Raw genomic sequence first — 13,760 nt, forward strand, 5'->3', positions numbered from 1 at the left:
CCTTGGAACCCTTTGATGATCGAGGGGATCCAAGGGCCCACGGCCCTTGGCGGGCGTGGGCAGCGCCCACGTTCATTCCGCCGCGAGGCGGAAATAATGGGCGAGAACGCGGTCGGTCATCGCCTCGATCCCCGCCTCGTCGCTCTGGCTGAGGGTCCGATGCAGCTCGGGCGCGATGGCGGCGAAGCGACCGAGCAGCTCGGGATCGAAATGGCTGCCGCGCCCCTGCTCCAGCAGGGCGAGGGCGGCGTCGAGCGGCAGGGCCGGCTTGTAGGGGCGAACGCTGGTCAGGGCGTCGAACACATCGACGATGGCGAAGATCCGCGCCGCCAGCGGCACCTCGCTGCCGGCGGCGCCGTGGGGATAGCCGCTGCCGTCGAGCCATTCATGGTGGCCGCCGACCACGGTGGCGGCGTCGCGCAGCCAGGTGCTGGCGGCGATGATGTCGAGGCCGTGGGCGACATGGCCCTTCATCTCCTCGAACTCGGCCGGGTCGAGCTTGCCCGGCTTCAGCAGCACCGCGTCACGCACCGCGATCTTGCCGACATCGTGCAGCAGCGCCCCCTTGATCAGGCTGCGGATCGCCGCCGGGGCCAGCCCGAGCGCCTCGGCCAGCCGGACGGCGTAGAGGGTGACGCGGAAATTGTGGGTGCGGGTGCCGTAATCGCGCTTGGCCACCGCGCTGCCCAGCAGCTTGAGGGTGTCGAGGTTGGCCCGCAGCAGGTGGCGCGCCTCGGCCACCACCCGCCCCTGCAACGCCGCCAGCAGCGGATAGAGCGCCAGCGCGGTCAGCAGCACCGCGCCGATGGTGATGGCGAACAGGGTGACGTTGTCGAGCCGGATCGCCTGGAGGGTCTGCGGCGCCACCCGGAACAGCCCGGCGAAGCGGCCCAGTTCGCGCCCGTCGCCGTCGAGGATCGGCTCGTCGAAGCGGACGAACACCGAATCGCCGATCAATTGGCGATTGCAGCGGTCGGCGCCGAACTGGGAATGCTGGCCCTCGCAGCGTTCGAACCGGCCGATCGCCTCGGCGAACGGCGGCGCGGCGGCGCGGGCGATCACCGCGCCGGCCGGGCCGTGGCGGATCTCGACCTGGACGAAGCCGCCCCGGCTGCTGGCCAGCGATTGGTGGATCGCCGCGCGCAGGGCGGCGTCGCGGGCCGGACCATCGGTGTCGGCCACCAGCACCCGGGCGAAATTGCGCGCCTCCAGCGCGGCCAGATTGGCGCAGACCCGCTCGATCCAGCCGCTTTCGATCACGAACAGCGCCGCCCCGGCCAGCAGCGAGGCCGCCAGCCCGACCAGCACCAGCCGAAAGATCAGCTGGCGGCGGAAATAGGATGGACTGCGAATATCCTCCGGGCGCATCCCCCGCTCCGGCACGAATCGGGTCGAGCGGTCAGTCTAGCCGGTTTGCGGCGGCGGCGGAATCGCCGGCGGCGGGACTCAGCCGCCGATCCGGTCGGCGACGCCCTGGATCAGGGTGCCGAGCAGCAGATCGAGCACCACCAGCAGCGAGGCGGTCAGGCCGTTGACCGCCAGCGCCACCCGGGCGACATAGGTCTGATAGAACAGCAGGGCGATGGTGACGACGAGGTTGAGCAGCGACGGCAGCGGCCCCGGCACCGCCCAGGCCAGCAGCGCCACCGGCAGCAAGGCGGCGAGCTGGATCACCGCGCTCCAATTGTAGGCGACCAGATAGCGGCAGAACAGCGGGCCGCGCCCGATCTCCTCGGTGATCTGCGCCACCAGCAGCGGAAAGGCGGTGCAGCCGATCACGAAGGCGATGATCTGCGTCACCAGCGGCCGCAGCGACCCCGCGTCGAAGGCGCCGTCGAGCCCCTGCACCAGCAGCACCCCGGGCAGCACCAGCACCGGCCCCCAGAACGAGCGCCACACCCCGCCGGCCGACAGGGTGAACCAATCCAGCCCGCCGGCATCGCCGCGGGCGAGGCGCCAACCGCCGTAGATCGACCGGGCGATCTCGGCGAGGCCGATCATCGCCCGACCCAGCCGGCCAGCAGGCGGTGGTAGATCGCGGTCAGCCGGTCCAGGTCGGCGACGGCGACGTTCTCGTCGGCCTTGTGGATGGTCTGGCCGACCAGACCGAACTCGACCACCGGGCAAAGGGCATGGATGAAGCGGGCGTCCGAGGTGCCGCCGCTGGTCGACAGGTCCGGCAGCAGCCCGGTCTCGGCCTGGATCGCCGCGACGAGGCGGTCCGACAGCGCCCCGGGCGGAGTCAGGAACGGCTCGCCCGACACCGCGACCTCGATCTCGACCCGGCCGAGATCGGCGGCGGCGACGCTCTGCTCGATCCAGGCCTTCAGCGAGGCGCCGCTGTGGCGGTCGTTGAAACGGATGTTGAAGGCGGCGCGCGCCTCGGCCGGGATCACGTTGGTGGCCGGATTGCCGACATCGACCGTGGTCAGCGTCAGGGTCGAGGGCTGGAAATGGTCGGTGCCGTCGTCGAGCGGATGGGCGGTCAGCCGCCGCAGCAGGTCGATCAGGCGGGGGATCGGGTTGTCGGCCAGATCGGGATAGGCGGCGTGGCCCTGGGTGCCGAGCACGCGCAGGCGGGCGTTGAGGCTGCCGCGCCGGCCGATCTTGATCATCTCGCCCAGGCGGCGGGGGTTGGTCGGCTCGCCGACCAGACAGGCGTCGAGCTTTTCCTCGCGCGCCGCCAGCCACTCCAGCACCTTGACCGTGCCATCGACCGCCGGCCCCTCCTCGTCGCCGGTGATCAGCAGCGAGATCGAGCCGTGCGGCGCGCCCTCGGCCAGCAGCCGGGCCACCGCGGCGACGAAGCAGGCGATGCCGCCCTTCATGTCGGCGGCGCCGCGCCCGAACAGCCGTCCATCCCGCAGCTCGGCGGCGAAGGGATCGACGCTCCAGCCCGAACCGGGCGGGACCACGTCGGTATGGCCGGCGAAGCAGAAATTGGGGCCGGCCTCGCCGCGCCGGGCATAGAGGTTGCGGATCTCCGGCCCGCCGCTGGCCGAGCGGATCTCGTGGCAGACGAAGCCGAGCGGGGTCAGGGTCTCGATCAGCAGATCGATCGCCCCGGCGTCCTCGGGGGTGACGCTGGGGCGGCGGATCAGGGCGCGGGCGAGCGCCAGCGGATCGGTGGCCGGGCTCAATCGCGCAACAGTTCGTTGATCGACACCTTCGACCGGGTCTTGGCATCGACCTTCTTGACGATCACCGCGCAATAGAGCGACGGGCCCGGGGTGCCGTCCGGCAGCGGCTTGCCCGGCAGGCTGCCCGGCACCACCACCGAATAGGCCGGCACCCGGCCGACATACACCGCGCCGGTCTCGCGATCGATGATCTTGGTCGAGGCGCCGAGATAGACCCCCATCGACAGCACCGCCCCGGTCTCGACGATCACCCCTTCCGCCACCTCGGCGCGGGCGCCGATGAAGCAATCATCCTCGATGATCACCGGCCCGGCCTGGAGCGGCTCCAGCACCCCGCCGATCCCCGCCCCGCCCGACAGATGGACGTTGCGGCCGATCTGGGCACAGGAACCGACGGTGGCCCAGGTATCGACCATCGTCCCCGACTCGACCCGGGCGCCGAGATTGACGAAGGACGGCATCAGCACCACCCCGGGGGCGATGTAGGCCGAGCGGCGCACCACTGCGCCCGGCACGGCGCGGAAGCCGGCGGCGCGGAAGCGCGCCTCGTCCCAGCCCTCGAACTTGGTCGGCACCTTGTCGAACCAGGCGCTGCCGCCGGGCGCGCCGGGGATCGGCGCGGTCTCGGTCAGGCGGAACGACAGCAGCACCGCCTTCTTCAGCCACTGATGCACCGCCCAGGCGCCATCGATCTTCTCGGCGACGCGGAACGAGCCGTCGTCGAGCCCGGCCAGCGCCGCCTCGACCGCGTCGCGCACCGCGCCGACCGTGGCCGGGGTGATGGTGTCGCGCGCCTCCCAGGCGGCATCGATGGTCTGGGCGAGGGCGTGGGGGGACATCGGCGGAACTCCTTGGCTGCGGTCGGCGCGAACGGCAAACCATACTCCGCGAAAAAGCGGAGTCAACGAAACGGAACCCTCGCCAACCTATACCTTAGCCATAGAAAACGGCGGCATAACCCAATTTATTCTTATTTTAACCTCCCCGCCCCCTGGCGCTCCCCCTTCCCCTTGCCTACCTTCCCAAAGGTTGAGCGTGTCTCGTGCGACCCCCCTTCTCTCGAGCCAAGGAGTTCCGGCCATGAATGCTCCCAGCGTCCCTTTCCGTCCCGACCCGTCCTGGAGCGCCTCCCGCCCCAGCCGCGCCGAGGCCGAGGCGGCGGTGCGCACCCTGATCCGCTGGGCCGGCGACGATCCCGAGCGCGAGGGCCTGATCGACACCCCGGCGCGGGTGGCGCGGGCCTATGAGGAATTCTTCGCCGGCTACGATCAGGACCCGGTCGAGGTGCTGACCCGCACCTTCGAGGAGACCGACGGCTATGACGAAATGGTGATGCTGCGCGGGATCCGGCTCGAATCCCACTGCGAGCACCACATGGTGCCGATCCTCGGCGTCGCCCACGTCGCCTATCTGCCCGACCGCCGGGTGGTGGGGATCTCGAAGCTGGCCCGGGTGGTCGAGATCTTCGCCAAACGGCTCCAGATCCAGGAAAAGCTGACCGCCCAGATCGCCAACGCGATCGAGGAGGTGCTCCAGCCCAAGGGGGTGGCGGTGGTGATCGACGCCGCCCACCAATGCATGACCACCCGGGGCGTCCACAAATCCGGGGTGTCGATGGTCACCAGCCGGATGATCGGCGCCTTCCGCACCGATCCCGCCCTGCGCCGCGAGTTCCTCTCCCTGGCCAATCGCGGCGAATAGGCCGCCCGCCCCCTCCCAATCGCCTCTTGCCGCCGGGCCGGCCGGCCCGGCACGATGGGGACGGCCGCCTCCGCGGGGGAACGCGGGCGGCCGTAACGGGGGGACCGACAGATGACGATCGTGTTTTCGCTGCTGGTGCTGGCGGTCGCGGCATTTCTGCTGCGCCGGCTGTTCCGGATGCGGCCGGGCGATTTCGCCGGGGCCGAGACCGAATTGGCGCTGGAACGCTATTTTTCCGGCCATCTGCGCGGCTGGGGCCTGTTCGAGGACCGCTTCGGCCGGGTGCGCCGGCAGTTCAGCATCGATTCGACCGGGCAGTTTTTCGACACCACCCTGCAAATCGACCAGACCATCACCTTCGAGGACGGCAGCAGCCATCAGCGGGTGTGGTCGTTCCACCGCCAGCCCGACGGCCGCTATGTCGGCACCGCCAACGACGTGATCGGCGAGGCGACCGGGGCCAGTTCCGGCAACACCCTCAAACTGACCTACGCGGTGCGGCGGCGGCTGCTGGGGTTGCTGCCGCAGCGGGCCGAGGTCGAGGACTGGATGTTCCTCCAGCCCGACGGGGTGGTGATCCAGCGCGCCCGGGTGGCGAAATGGGGCTTCACCGTCGGCTGGATCAGCGCCTTCTACATCGCCGACGCGTGATCCCGCGTCGCGGGCATCAAAAACCCCTCCCGGCCGGGCCGGGAGGGGGGGAAACATCCGGGCGGCAGCCTGATTACTGCTGCGGCGCCTGGGCCGGCTTGTCCGGCAGCGCCGCGCCGTCCGGCCCGAAGCGCTTGACCTTGGCCTTCTCGCGCAGATCGGTCAGGGTCTGCTGGGCGACCTGCTCGGCCAGCTGCTGGCCGATCCGGCCCTTGGCCTGCTCGAACGGCGGCAGCTGGGACATGCGGCGGTCCTCGACCTTGATCACGTGCCAGCCGAACTGGGTCTTGACCGGGGTCTTGGAGACCTGGCCGGGCTGGAGGGCGAAGGCGGCGGCGGCGAATTCCGGCACCATGTCCTTCTGGGTGAAGTAGCCGAGATCGCCGCCGGTCTGGGTGCCGGACGGATCCTTGGTGCGGGTGCGGGCCAGCTCGGCGAAGTCGGCGCCCTTGTTCAGTTCGGCGATCACCGCCTTGGCGGCATCCTCGCTGTCGACCAGGATATGGCGGGCGTGGACTTCCTCGGCCGGAACGAAGGCCTTGGCCAGCTCGTCATAGCGGGCGCGGATCGCATCGTCGCTGACCGCGGCGCGGACGCGGTGGGCCATCCAGGCCTGGCGCATCAGGGTGGTTTCCGCCTGCTTCAGCGCCGCCTTGACCTCGGGATCGGTCTCGAGCTTTTCCTTCTTGGCCTGCTGATAGACCAATTCGTTGTTGATCGCGACCTCAAGCAGCGCGTCGTAGGGAGGCTGGCCCAGCGCCGGCGGCAACTGACGGGCGAGTTCTTCCATCTGCGACAGATGCACTTCGCTCCCGTTGACCACGGCAACCACCGTGTTCTTGTCGGCGGCAAAGGCGGGGGCGGCGGCCAGGCCGAAAGCCAGGACCAACGCCTGACCGCGCGCGGACAGCTTGTTCATGGGCGGTGTTTCCTTTTTGCGCGAAAGGCCGCAGGGCATCGCGCCGTTGCGGTCTGACAGGATGAGCAGGGGTTAAGCACAACCGACGATCCGGCACAAGCGAAAGTGTCGTGTCCGCACGGCGGCCGCAGGGGTCACGCCAGCGACTCGGCGGTGCGGCCGTGACCGCGGGAATACAGGCAGGATTCGCTGAATTCCTTGGCCTCCAGCACCCGTCCGACCAGGATCAGCGCGGTGCGGGTCAGGCCGGCGGCGGCGACCTTGCCCTCGATGTCGGCAAGGCAGCCCCGCACCAGGCGCTGATCGGGCCAGCCGACCCGGAACGCCACCACCACCGGGCAGTCGGCGCCGTAGAGCGGGGTCAGTTCCTGGACGATGTGGGCGACGTTGTGGACCGACAGATGGATCGCCAGCGTCGCCCCGCTGGCGCCGAGGGTGGCGAGATCCTCGCCATAGGGCATCGGCGTCGCCCGGCCGGTGGTGCGGGTCAGCACCAGGGTCTGGCTGATCCCGGGCAGGGTCAGCTCGGCCGCCAGGGCGGCGGCGGTGGCGGCGAAGGCCGGCACCCCCGGGGTGACGTCGTATTCGATCCCGAGCTGGTCGAGCCGGCGCATCTGCTCGCCGAGCGCGCTGTAGATCGACAGGTCGCCGGAATGCAGCCGGGCGACGTCATGGCCGGCATCGCGGGCGGCGACGAACTCGGCGGCGATCTGGTCGAGGTCCATCAACGCGGTATCGACCACCCGCGCCGCGGGCGAGGCCTCGGCGATCACCTCGGCCGGCACCAGCGAGCCGGCATACAGCACCACCGGGCAGCGGCGGATCAGGGCGAGGCCGCGCACGGTGATCAGATCAGGGGCTCCCGGCCCGGCACCGATGAAATGGACCTTCATGAACAACCCTGCCCGCTATCGGGGATTTCGCGGGCTCTGCCCGCCCCCGCCAAGGGCCGAAGGCCCTTGGAACCCATTCCTTAGTCTTTTCCGCGCCCCGCCATCAAGGGGATCCAAGGGCCTTGCGGCCCTTGGCGGGTGCGGGCGGAGCCCGCGTCTCAGGCGGCGCCGCCCAGGGCGGCGACGCCGGGCAGGGTCTTGCCTTCCAGCCATTCGAGGAAGGCGCCGCCGGCGGTCGAGACGTAGGACAGCTGATCCACCACCCCGGCCTTGTCCAGCGCCGAGACGGTGTCGCCGCCGCCGGCCACGCTGAGCAGCCGGCCCTGGCCGGTGCGTTCCGCCACCCAGCGGGCGACGGCGTTGGTGGCGGCGTCGAACGGCGCCACCTCGAACGCGCCGAGCGGGCCGTTCCACACCAGGGTGTTGCAGCCGCCGAGGCGGTCGATGATGGTCTCGGCCGAGGCCGGACCGGCATCGAGGATCATCTTGCCCTCGGGCACGGCGTCGATGCCGACCACCTCGGTCTCGGCGCCGGGAGCCAGCTTGTCGGCCACCACCACATCGACCGGCAGGACGACATGGCACTGGGCGGCGCGGGCCTTCTCCAGGATGGCGCGGGCGGTGTCGGCCAGATCGCGCTCGCACAGCGAGGCGCCGACCGGCTTGCCCTCGGCGAACAGGAAGGTGTTGGCCATCCCGCCGCCGATGATCAGGTAATCGACCTTGGCGACCAGATTGCCGAGCAGGTCGAGCTTGGTCGAGATCTTCGAGCCGCCGACGATCGCCGCCACCGGCTTTTCCGGCTTCTCCAGCGCCTTGCCGAGCGCCTCCAGCTCGGCCTGCATCAGCCGGCCGGCCGCCGACGGCAGCAGATGCGCCACCGCCTCGATCGAGGCATGGGCGCGGTGGGAACAGGAGAAGGCGTCATCGACATAAAGATCGGCCAGCGCCGCCAGCTCGCGGGCGAAGGCCGGGTCGTTGGCCTCCTCCCCCGGATAGAAGCGCAGGTTCTCGAGCAGGGCGACCTCGCCGTCGCGCAGGCTGGCGACCGCCCGCTGGGTGGCCCGGCCGATGCAGTCATCGACCCAGCGCACCGGCTGGCCGAGCGCCTGCGACAGCGGCTCGACCAGCAGTTTCAGCGAGAAGGCCGGATCGGCCGCCTTGGGGCGGCCGAAATGGCTGACGAGGATCACCCGGGCGCCCCGCCGGGCCAGATCGATCAGGGTCGCGGCCGAGCGCTCGATCCGGGTGGTGTCGGTCACCACCCCGTCGGCCGCCGGCACGTTGAGATCGGCGCGCACCAGCACGCGCTTGCCGCGAACATTGAAGCTGTCGATGGTCCGGAACATGGCGAGGCCCCCCTACTGGCCGCTCAGATCAGCTTGGCGATGGCGACGGCGGTGTCGGCCATGCGGTTGGAGAAACCCCACTCGTTGTCGTACCAGGACAGGATGCGGACCAGGGTGCCGTCGATCACCTTGGTCTGGGTCAGGTCGAAGGTCGAGGAATTGGGGTTGTGGTTGAAGTCGATGCTGACCAGTTCGCCCGCCTCGGTGCCGAGCACGCCCTTGAGCGGGCCTTCGGCGGCGGCGACCATCGCCTGATTGATCTCTTCCTTGGTCACCGCCCGCTCGGTGACGACCTTGAGGTCGATCATCGACACGTTGGGGGTGGGGACGCGGACCGAGACGCCGTCGAGCTTGCCGGCCAGTTCCGGCAGCACCAGCCCGATCGCCTTGGCGGCGCCGGTCGAGGTCGGGATGATCGACTGCGAGGCGGCACGGGCGCGGCGCAGATCCTTGTGCAGGGTATCGACGGTGCGCTGGTCGCCGGTGAAGGCGTGGACGGTGGTCATGAAGCCGTGCTTGATCCCGGCGAGCTGATGCAGCACCTGGACCACCGGGGCGAGGCAGTTGGTGGTGCAGGAGCCGTTCGACACCACCAGATGCTCGGCGGTCAGCTTGTGATGGTTGACGCCGTAGACCACGGTCAGGTCGGCGCCGTCGGCCGGGGCCGACACCAGCACCCGCTTGGCGCCGGCGGTCAGATGGGCGGCGGCCTTGTCGCGCTTGGTGAACAGGCCGGTGCATTCGAGGGCGACGTCGATGCCGAGGTCCTTCCACGGCAGCTGGGCCGGGTCGCGCTCGGCCAGCACCTTGATCGCCTTGCCGTTGACGGTGATCGCCTCGGGGGTCGCGCTGACCGGGAACGGCAGCACGCCATGGACCGAATCGTACTTCAGCAGGTGGGCATTGGCCTCGGCGGAGCCCAGGTCGTTGATGGCGACCACTTCGATGTCGGTACGACGCGATTCAACGATGGCGCGCAGCACCAGCCGGCCGATGCGGCCGAAGCCGTTGATGGCAACGCGAACAGTCATGGGAATCCTCCACAGGGTCCGGGACGGGGCGGTGACCATATTGCACAGAGTCGGCGGCGAATCCACCCCCGCTCCGGGCTTTTTTTGATGCTTGATCAAGGGGTGAGCCCAGACGGGACCGGCGCCCGGCCGGGGGAAGCCGGGCGCCTTGCTCCACGGACCTCGGAGCGTCGGGCGAGGCGGAGGGGGGGGGGGGAGCCCCGCCCGGGCCGGCGCCCCTGGGGGAAAGGGGAAGCCGGCGTCGTTACCCGAGATGTGGGGTGCCGTGACGGACACGCCACCGCGATGTTAGCGCATATCTGTCATGCGCAAAACGCATTTCTGCCCCCCCGGACCGGGGGAGGCCGACGCGATCAGCGCACCAGCCAGCGGCCGAAATAATCGCGGATCAACTGGTCGAGCTGGCGGTCGATCTCGTGCGACAGATCGTCGGTGATCTCGTACAGCACCTTGTCGCGCTGGTTGACCGACAGACCCTCCGGCACGCTGCGCGAACGCTGGGCGGTGGCGGTGACGTCGGCGACGGTCATGTGCCGGGCGTCCTGGATCTCGATCGACACCTTGAGATTGGCGTCGTAGCGCAATTCCTGCTCGGTCTTGAACGCGCCGGAGAAGCCGCGATCGACCCGCAGCGGCACCTCGACCACGCTGCCGTCGCGGATCACCACCCGGGCCGAGCCGCTATCGGCCCGCCCGATCGGCCGCAGCCGGTCCTGGGCCCAGCGCTCGATCGCGCTGCCCGGGGCCACCTGCATCACCTGATCGACGTTGGGATACTGCCCGGGGGGCTGGTATTCCCACACGATCTCGATCTGGGCGACGTTGAGCCGGAACGGCGCGCGGTCGGCAAAGCTGATCTGCGGCAGGGTCTGCGCCGGCGGACCGGCATTCTGGCACGCGGAGACGGACAGGGCGAGGGCGAGCGTGGCAGCCGCCACGCCGAGAGGCCGGATCAGACGCATCGCGAGCATCCCCAAGGCTGGAGGTAACGCCGGGCGCATTGTCGGGGCGACCGCCACCGGCGTCAAGCCGTCTGCGGTCGCGGCGCCAGTTCGGACAGGGAAAGGACGTGGCGGGTGCCGCAGAACTCGCAGGTCACCTCGATCCGCCCCTCGGCATCGGCGAGGCCGGGCAGATCGGCGTCCGGCAGCGAGGTCAGCGCCGCCGCCACCCGCTCGCGCGAACAGCGGCAGCCGGCTTCCAGCGGCCGCGCCGGGGTCAGCCGCAGATCCTCGCCGTGATAGAGCCGATGCAGCAGCCGCTCCGAACTCAGCGCCGGATCGGCCAGTTCCGCCTCGGTCAGGCTGGCGAACAGGATTTCGGCCCGGCGCCAGGTTTCCTCGGCCTCCTCGGCCAGCAGGATCGGCGCCTGCCCCGACCCGGCCGGCAGGCGCTGGATCAGCGCGGCGCGGCCGAACCAGCCGCCGTCCGCCGCCGGAGCCACCGCCAGCCGCACCCGGGTGTCGAGCTGTTCGGACTGGCGGAAATAGCCTTCGGCCGCGCTGGCGAGGCTGTCGCCCTCAAGCGCGACGATGCCCTGATAGCGGTCGGTGCCGGGGCCCTGATCGACGGTGAAGGCGAGATGGCCGGCGCCGAGCAGCGCCGCCGGGCTGGAAGAGGCCGGCGCGGCGGCCAGCCGCTCGCGGTCGAACCGGGCCATCGCCCGAACGGTGCCGGCGCTGGTCAGGTCGGCCACCACCAGCCGCACCGGGCCGTCGCCCTGGGCCTGGAGGGTGAACACCCCGTCATATTTCAGCAGCGAGGCCAAAGCCGCCGCCACCAAAGCGGTTTCCGCCACCAGCCCGGCCACCGCCGGCGGGGTGTCGGCATGGGCGGCGAGAATCCGGTCGAGCGCCGGCCCGAGCTGGACCACCCGGCCGCGCACCAGCCCGGCCGCGACCGAGAAGGACAGCGCCTGATCGGGACCGGTCCCCGCCGGGGCGGCTGCCGGCTCGCTCACGACAGGCACCAGGTCAGGATCGCCTTCTGGACGTGCATGCGGTTTTCCGCTTCGTCCCACACCACCGAACGGGGACCGTCCATCACCGAATCGGTGACTTCCTCGCCGCGATGGGCCGGCAGGCAATGCATGAACAGGGCATCGGCGGCGGCGCGCGCCATCAGCGCGTCATTGACCTGATAGGGGGCGAGCAGGCTGGCGCGGCTTTCGTCGCGGCAGCCCATCGACAGCCAGGTGTCGGTCACCACCAGATCGGCGCCTTCGACCGCCACCGCCGGATCGGTCATCAGATCGACCCGGCCGCCGCGCTGGCGGGCCCAGGCCACCGCCTTGGCCGACGGCATCAGCGGCGCCGGGGCGGCGACACGCAGGGTGCAGCCGAACTGGGCGCTGGCATGGATCCAGCTGGCGGCGACGTTGTTGCCGTCACCGACCCAGGCCACCACCTTGCCGGCCAGGGTGCCGCGATGCTCCTCGTAGGTCATCACATCGGCCATCACCTGACAGGGATGGGAATCGTCGGTCAGGCCGTTGATCACCGGCACGGTGGCGTAGCGGGCGAGATCGTCGAGCTTGGCCGGGCTGTCGGTGCGGATCATGATCGCGTTGACGAAGCGCGACAGGACGCGGGCGGTGTCGGCGATGGTCTCGCCCCGGCCGAGCTGGGTGTCGGCGCGGGTCAGCGCGACGACGTCGCCGCCGAGCTGCTTCATCCCGGCCTCGAACGACACCCGGGTGCGGGTCGAGGGCTTCTCGAACACCATCGCCAGGATCTTGCCGACCAGCGGGCGGTCGGGCCCCCGTCCGGCCTTGTAGGCCTTGCCGAGATCGATCAGGCCGCGCAGGGTTTCCGGCTCGAACCGGTCGATGTCGAGGAAGTGACGGGGCAGGCCCGGCTTGGCTGAAACGGTCATGAAGGCGCGCCTACCTCGCTGAGGGTCCGGGACAGGATGTCGGCGGCGAGATCGATCTCGGCCTGACCGATGATCAGCGGCGGCACCATCCGAACCACGTTGTCGCCCGCGCCCACGGTCAGCAGCCCGTTGGCGCGCAGCCGCGCCACCAGTTCGGTGTTGGGGCAGCGCGGCTTGATGCCGAGCAGCAGGCCGACGCCGCGCACCGCCTCGACCTTGTCGGGGAAGCGCGCCGCCACCGCGTCGAGCGCGGCGCGGAGCTGGCGGGCGGTCTGTTCGACCCCGGCCAGGAAGCCCGGGGCCAGCACCACGTCGAGCACGGTCTCGGCCACCGCCATCGCCAGCGGATTGCCGCCGAAGGTCGAACCGTGGGTGCCCGGGGTCATCCCCTTGGCCGCCGTCTCGGTGGCGAGGCAGGCCCCGACCGGGAAGCCGCCGCCCAGGCCCTTGGCGATGCCCATGATGTCGGGGGTGATCCCGGCCAGTTCATGGGCGAACAGCCGCCCGGTGCGGCCGATGCCGGTCTGCACCTCGTCGAAGATCAGCAGCAGGCCGAATTCGTCGGCCAGCGCCCGCAGCGCCCGCAGATAGTCGGGCGAGGCGGGAACGATGCCGCCCTCGCCCTGCACCGGCTCGACCAGGATCGCCGCGCTGTTGGGGCCGATCGCCGCCCGCAACGCCGCGACGTCGCCGAACGGGACGTGATCGAAGCCCTCGACCACCGGGGCGAAGCCGTCGAGATGCTTCTTCTGCCCGCCGGCGGCCAGCGTCGCCAGGGTGCGGCCGTGGAAGCCGCCGGTGGCGCAGATCACCCGGTTGCGCTCGGGATGGCCGTCGGCATGGTGATAGCGCCGCGCCATCTTGATGCAGCATTCCATCGCCTCGGCGCCGGAATTGCAGAAGAAGGCGGTGTCGGCGAAGGAATGGCCGATCAGCCGGGTGGCGACCCGTTCCTGGCCCGGCACGCGGTACAGGTTCGAGCAATGCCACAGCTTGTGGGCCTGTTCGGTCAGCGCCGCCACCAGGCGGGGATGACAGTGGCCGAGCGCATTGACCGCGACCCCGGCGGCGAAGTCGAGATAGCGTCGGCCATCGGTCGCGTAGAGATAGGCCCCTTCGCCCCGCTCGAAAGCGAGGTCGGCACGCGCATAGGTGGGCAGGACGACAGCAACCATGGCAGCTCTCCCGAACGCTCCTTCCGC

14 protein-coding genes are annotated in these 13,760 nt (G+C 70.4%); 2 read left to right on the forward strand and 12 right to left on the reverse strand.

The window, feature by feature from the left end; all coding sequences use genetic code 11:
• Window positions 1-72: 72 nt before the first annotated feature.
• The 4 genes from ACFSNB_RS02370 to dapD form a co-directional block, all read right to left on the reverse strand.
• Complete coding sequence (locus tag ACFSNB_RS02370; RefSeq protein WP_377314140.1) at window positions 73-1,368, reverse strand: HD-GYP domain-containing protein; 1,296 nt, start codon at window positions 1,366-1,368, stop codon at window positions 73-75.
• A gap of 78 nt (window positions 1,369-1,446) precedes the next feature.
• On the reverse strand, window positions 1,447-2,001 hold the full coding sequence (locus tag ACFSNB_RS02375; RefSeq protein WP_377314142.1) for a hypothetical protein: 555 nt from the start codon (window positions 1,999-2,001) through the stop codon (window positions 1,447-1,449).
• Complete coding sequence (dapE, locus tag ACFSNB_RS02380; protein WP_377314144.1) at window positions 1,998-3,140, reverse strand: succinyl-diaminopimelate desuccinylase; 1,143 nt, start codon at window positions 3,138-3,140, stop codon at window positions 1,998-2,000. Before dapE ends, ACFSNB_RS02375 begins: the two co-directional genes overlap by 4 nt.
• Window positions 3,137-3,979, reverse strand: coding sequence for a 2,3,4,5-tetrahydropyridine-2,6-dicarboxylate N-succinyltransferase (gene dapD / locus ACFSNB_RS02385; RefSeq protein WP_377314146.1), 843 nt, complete (start codon window positions 3,977-3,979; stop codon window positions 3,137-3,139). The genes dapE and dapD overlap by 4 nt, the downstream gene beginning before the upstream one ends.
• 241 nt (window positions 3,980-4,220) lie before the next feature.
• Between dapD and folE the strand changes: the two genes are divergently transcribed.
• On the forward strand, window positions 4,221-4,841 hold the full coding sequence (gene folE, locus ACFSNB_RS02390) for a GTP cyclohydrolase I FolE (RefSeq protein ID WP_377314148.1): 621 nt from the start codon (window positions 4,221-4,223) through the stop codon (window positions 4,839-4,841).
• A gap of 111 nt (window positions 4,842-4,952) precedes the next feature.
• Complete coding sequence (locus tag ACFSNB_RS02395) at window positions 4,953-5,492, forward strand: DUF3833 family protein (RefSeq protein ID WP_377314150.1); 540 nt, start codon at window positions 4,953-4,955, stop codon at window positions 5,490-5,492.
• Window positions 5,493-5,565: 73 nt separating this feature from the next.
• On the opposite strand, the gene ACFSNB_RS02400 is transcribed toward ACFSNB_RS02395, so the two are convergent.
• The 8 genes from ACFSNB_RS02400 to ACFSNB_RS02435 all read right to left on the reverse strand — a co-directional run bounded on the left by ACFSNB_RS02400 (window position 5,566) and on the right by ACFSNB_RS02435 (window position 13,733).
• On the reverse strand, window positions 5,566-6,411 hold the full coding sequence (locus ACFSNB_RS02400) for a peptidylprolyl isomerase (protein ID WP_377314152.1): 846 nt from the start codon (window positions 6,409-6,411) through the stop codon (window positions 5,566-5,568).
• A gap of 134 nt (window positions 6,412-6,545) precedes the next feature.
• Complete coding sequence (gene cobM, locus ACFSNB_RS02405) at window positions 6,546-7,304, reverse strand: precorrin-4 C(11)-methyltransferase (RefSeq protein ID WP_377314154.1); 759 nt, start codon at window positions 7,302-7,304, stop codon at window positions 6,546-6,548.
• A gap of 158 nt (window positions 7,305-7,462) precedes the next feature.
• Complete coding sequence (locus ACFSNB_RS02410) at window positions 7,463-8,653, reverse strand: phosphoglycerate kinase (RefSeq protein ID WP_377314156.1); 1,191 nt, start codon at window positions 8,651-8,653, stop codon at window positions 7,463-7,465.
• 23 nt (window positions 8,654-8,676) lie between these two features.
• Entirely contained in the window at window positions 8,677-9,684 is a 1,008-nt protein-coding gene (gene gap, locus ACFSNB_RS02415; protein ID WP_377314158.1) for a type I glyceraldehyde-3-phosphate dehydrogenase, read from the reverse strand.
• Window positions 9,685-10,037: 353 nt separating this feature from the next.
• Window positions 10,038-10,646: a hypothetical protein gene (locus tag ACFSNB_RS02420; RefSeq protein WP_377314160.1), complete on the reverse strand. Its 609-nt coding sequence runs from the start codon at window positions 10,644-10,646 to the stop codon at window positions 10,038-10,040.
• 62 nt (window positions 10,647-10,708) lie between these two features.
• The gene (gene hslO, locus ACFSNB_RS02425; protein ID WP_377314162.1) at window positions 10,709-11,644 is read right to left on the reverse strand and encodes an Hsp33 family molecular chaperone HslO; all 936 of its coding nucleotides are present in this window, start codon (window positions 11,642-11,644) and stop codon (window positions 10,709-10,711) included.
• A complete protein-coding gene (argF, locus tag ACFSNB_RS02430; protein WP_377314164.1) occupies window positions 11,641-12,558 on the reverse strand; it encodes an ornithine carbamoyltransferase in 918 nt (305 codons plus the stop codon). Before argF ends, hslO begins: the two co-directional genes overlap by 4 nt.
• Window positions 12,555-13,733, reverse strand: coding sequence for an aspartate aminotransferase family protein (locus ACFSNB_RS02435; protein ID WP_377314166.1), 1,179 nt, complete (start codon window positions 13,731-13,733; stop codon window positions 12,555-12,557). Before ACFSNB_RS02435 ends, argF begins: the two co-directional genes overlap by 4 nt.
• Window positions 13,734-13,760: the final 27 nt, after the last annotated feature.

The sequence above is a fragment of the Phaeospirillum tilakii genome, from assembly GCF_042683125.1.
Taxonomy (GTDB): Bacteria; Pseudomonadota; Alphaproteobacteria; order Rhodospirillales; family Magnetospirillaceae; genus Phaeospirillum; species Phaeospirillum tilakii.

Coding starts and splice junctions, on each gene's coding strand:
- ACFSNB_RS02370 (WP_377314140.1), bottom strand. CDS start 1,368: ATGCGCCCGGAGGATATTCGCAGTCCATCCTATTTCCGCCGCCAGCTG.
- ACFSNB_RS02435 (WP_377314166.1), bottom strand. CDS start 13,733: ATGGTTGCTGTCGTCCTGCCCACCTATGCGCGTGCCGACCTCGCTTTC.
- gap (WP_377314158.1), bottom strand. CDS start 9,684: ATGACTGTTCGCGTTGCCATCAACGGCTTCGGCCGCATCGGCCGGCTG.
- argF (WP_377314164.1), bottom strand. CDS start 12,558: ATGACCGTTTCAGCCAAGCCGGGCCTGCCCCGTCACTTCCTCGACATC.
- dapD (WP_377314146.1), bottom strand. CDS start 3,979: ATGTCCCCCCACGCCCTCGCCCAGACCATCGATGCCGCCTGGGAGGCG.
- ACFSNB_RS02375 (WP_377314142.1), bottom strand. CDS start 2,001: ATGATCGGCCTCGCCGAGATCGCCCGGTCGATCTACGGCGGTTGGCGC.
- cobM (WP_377314154.1), bottom strand. CDS start 7,304: ATGAAGGTCCATTTCATCGGTGCCGGGCCGGGAGCCCCTGATCTGATC.
- folE (WP_377314148.1), top strand. CDS start 4,221: ATGAATGCTCCCAGCGTCCCTTTCCGTCCCGACCCGTCCTGGAGCGCC.
- ACFSNB_RS02420 (WP_377314160.1), bottom strand. CDS start 10,646: ATGCGTCTGATCCGGCCTCTCGGCGTGGCGGCTGCCACGCTCGCCCTC.
- ACFSNB_RS02400 (WP_377314152.1), bottom strand. CDS start 6,411: ATGAACAAGCTGTCCGCGCGCGGTCAGGCGTTGGTCCTGGCTTTCGGC.
- ACFSNB_RS02410 (WP_377314156.1), bottom strand. CDS start 8,653: ATGTTCCGGACCATCGACAGCTTCAATGTTCGCGGCAAGCGCGTGCTG.
- ACFSNB_RS02395 (WP_377314150.1), top strand. CDS start 4,953: ATGACGATCGTGTTTTCGCTGCTGGTGCTGGCGGTCGCGGCATTTCTG.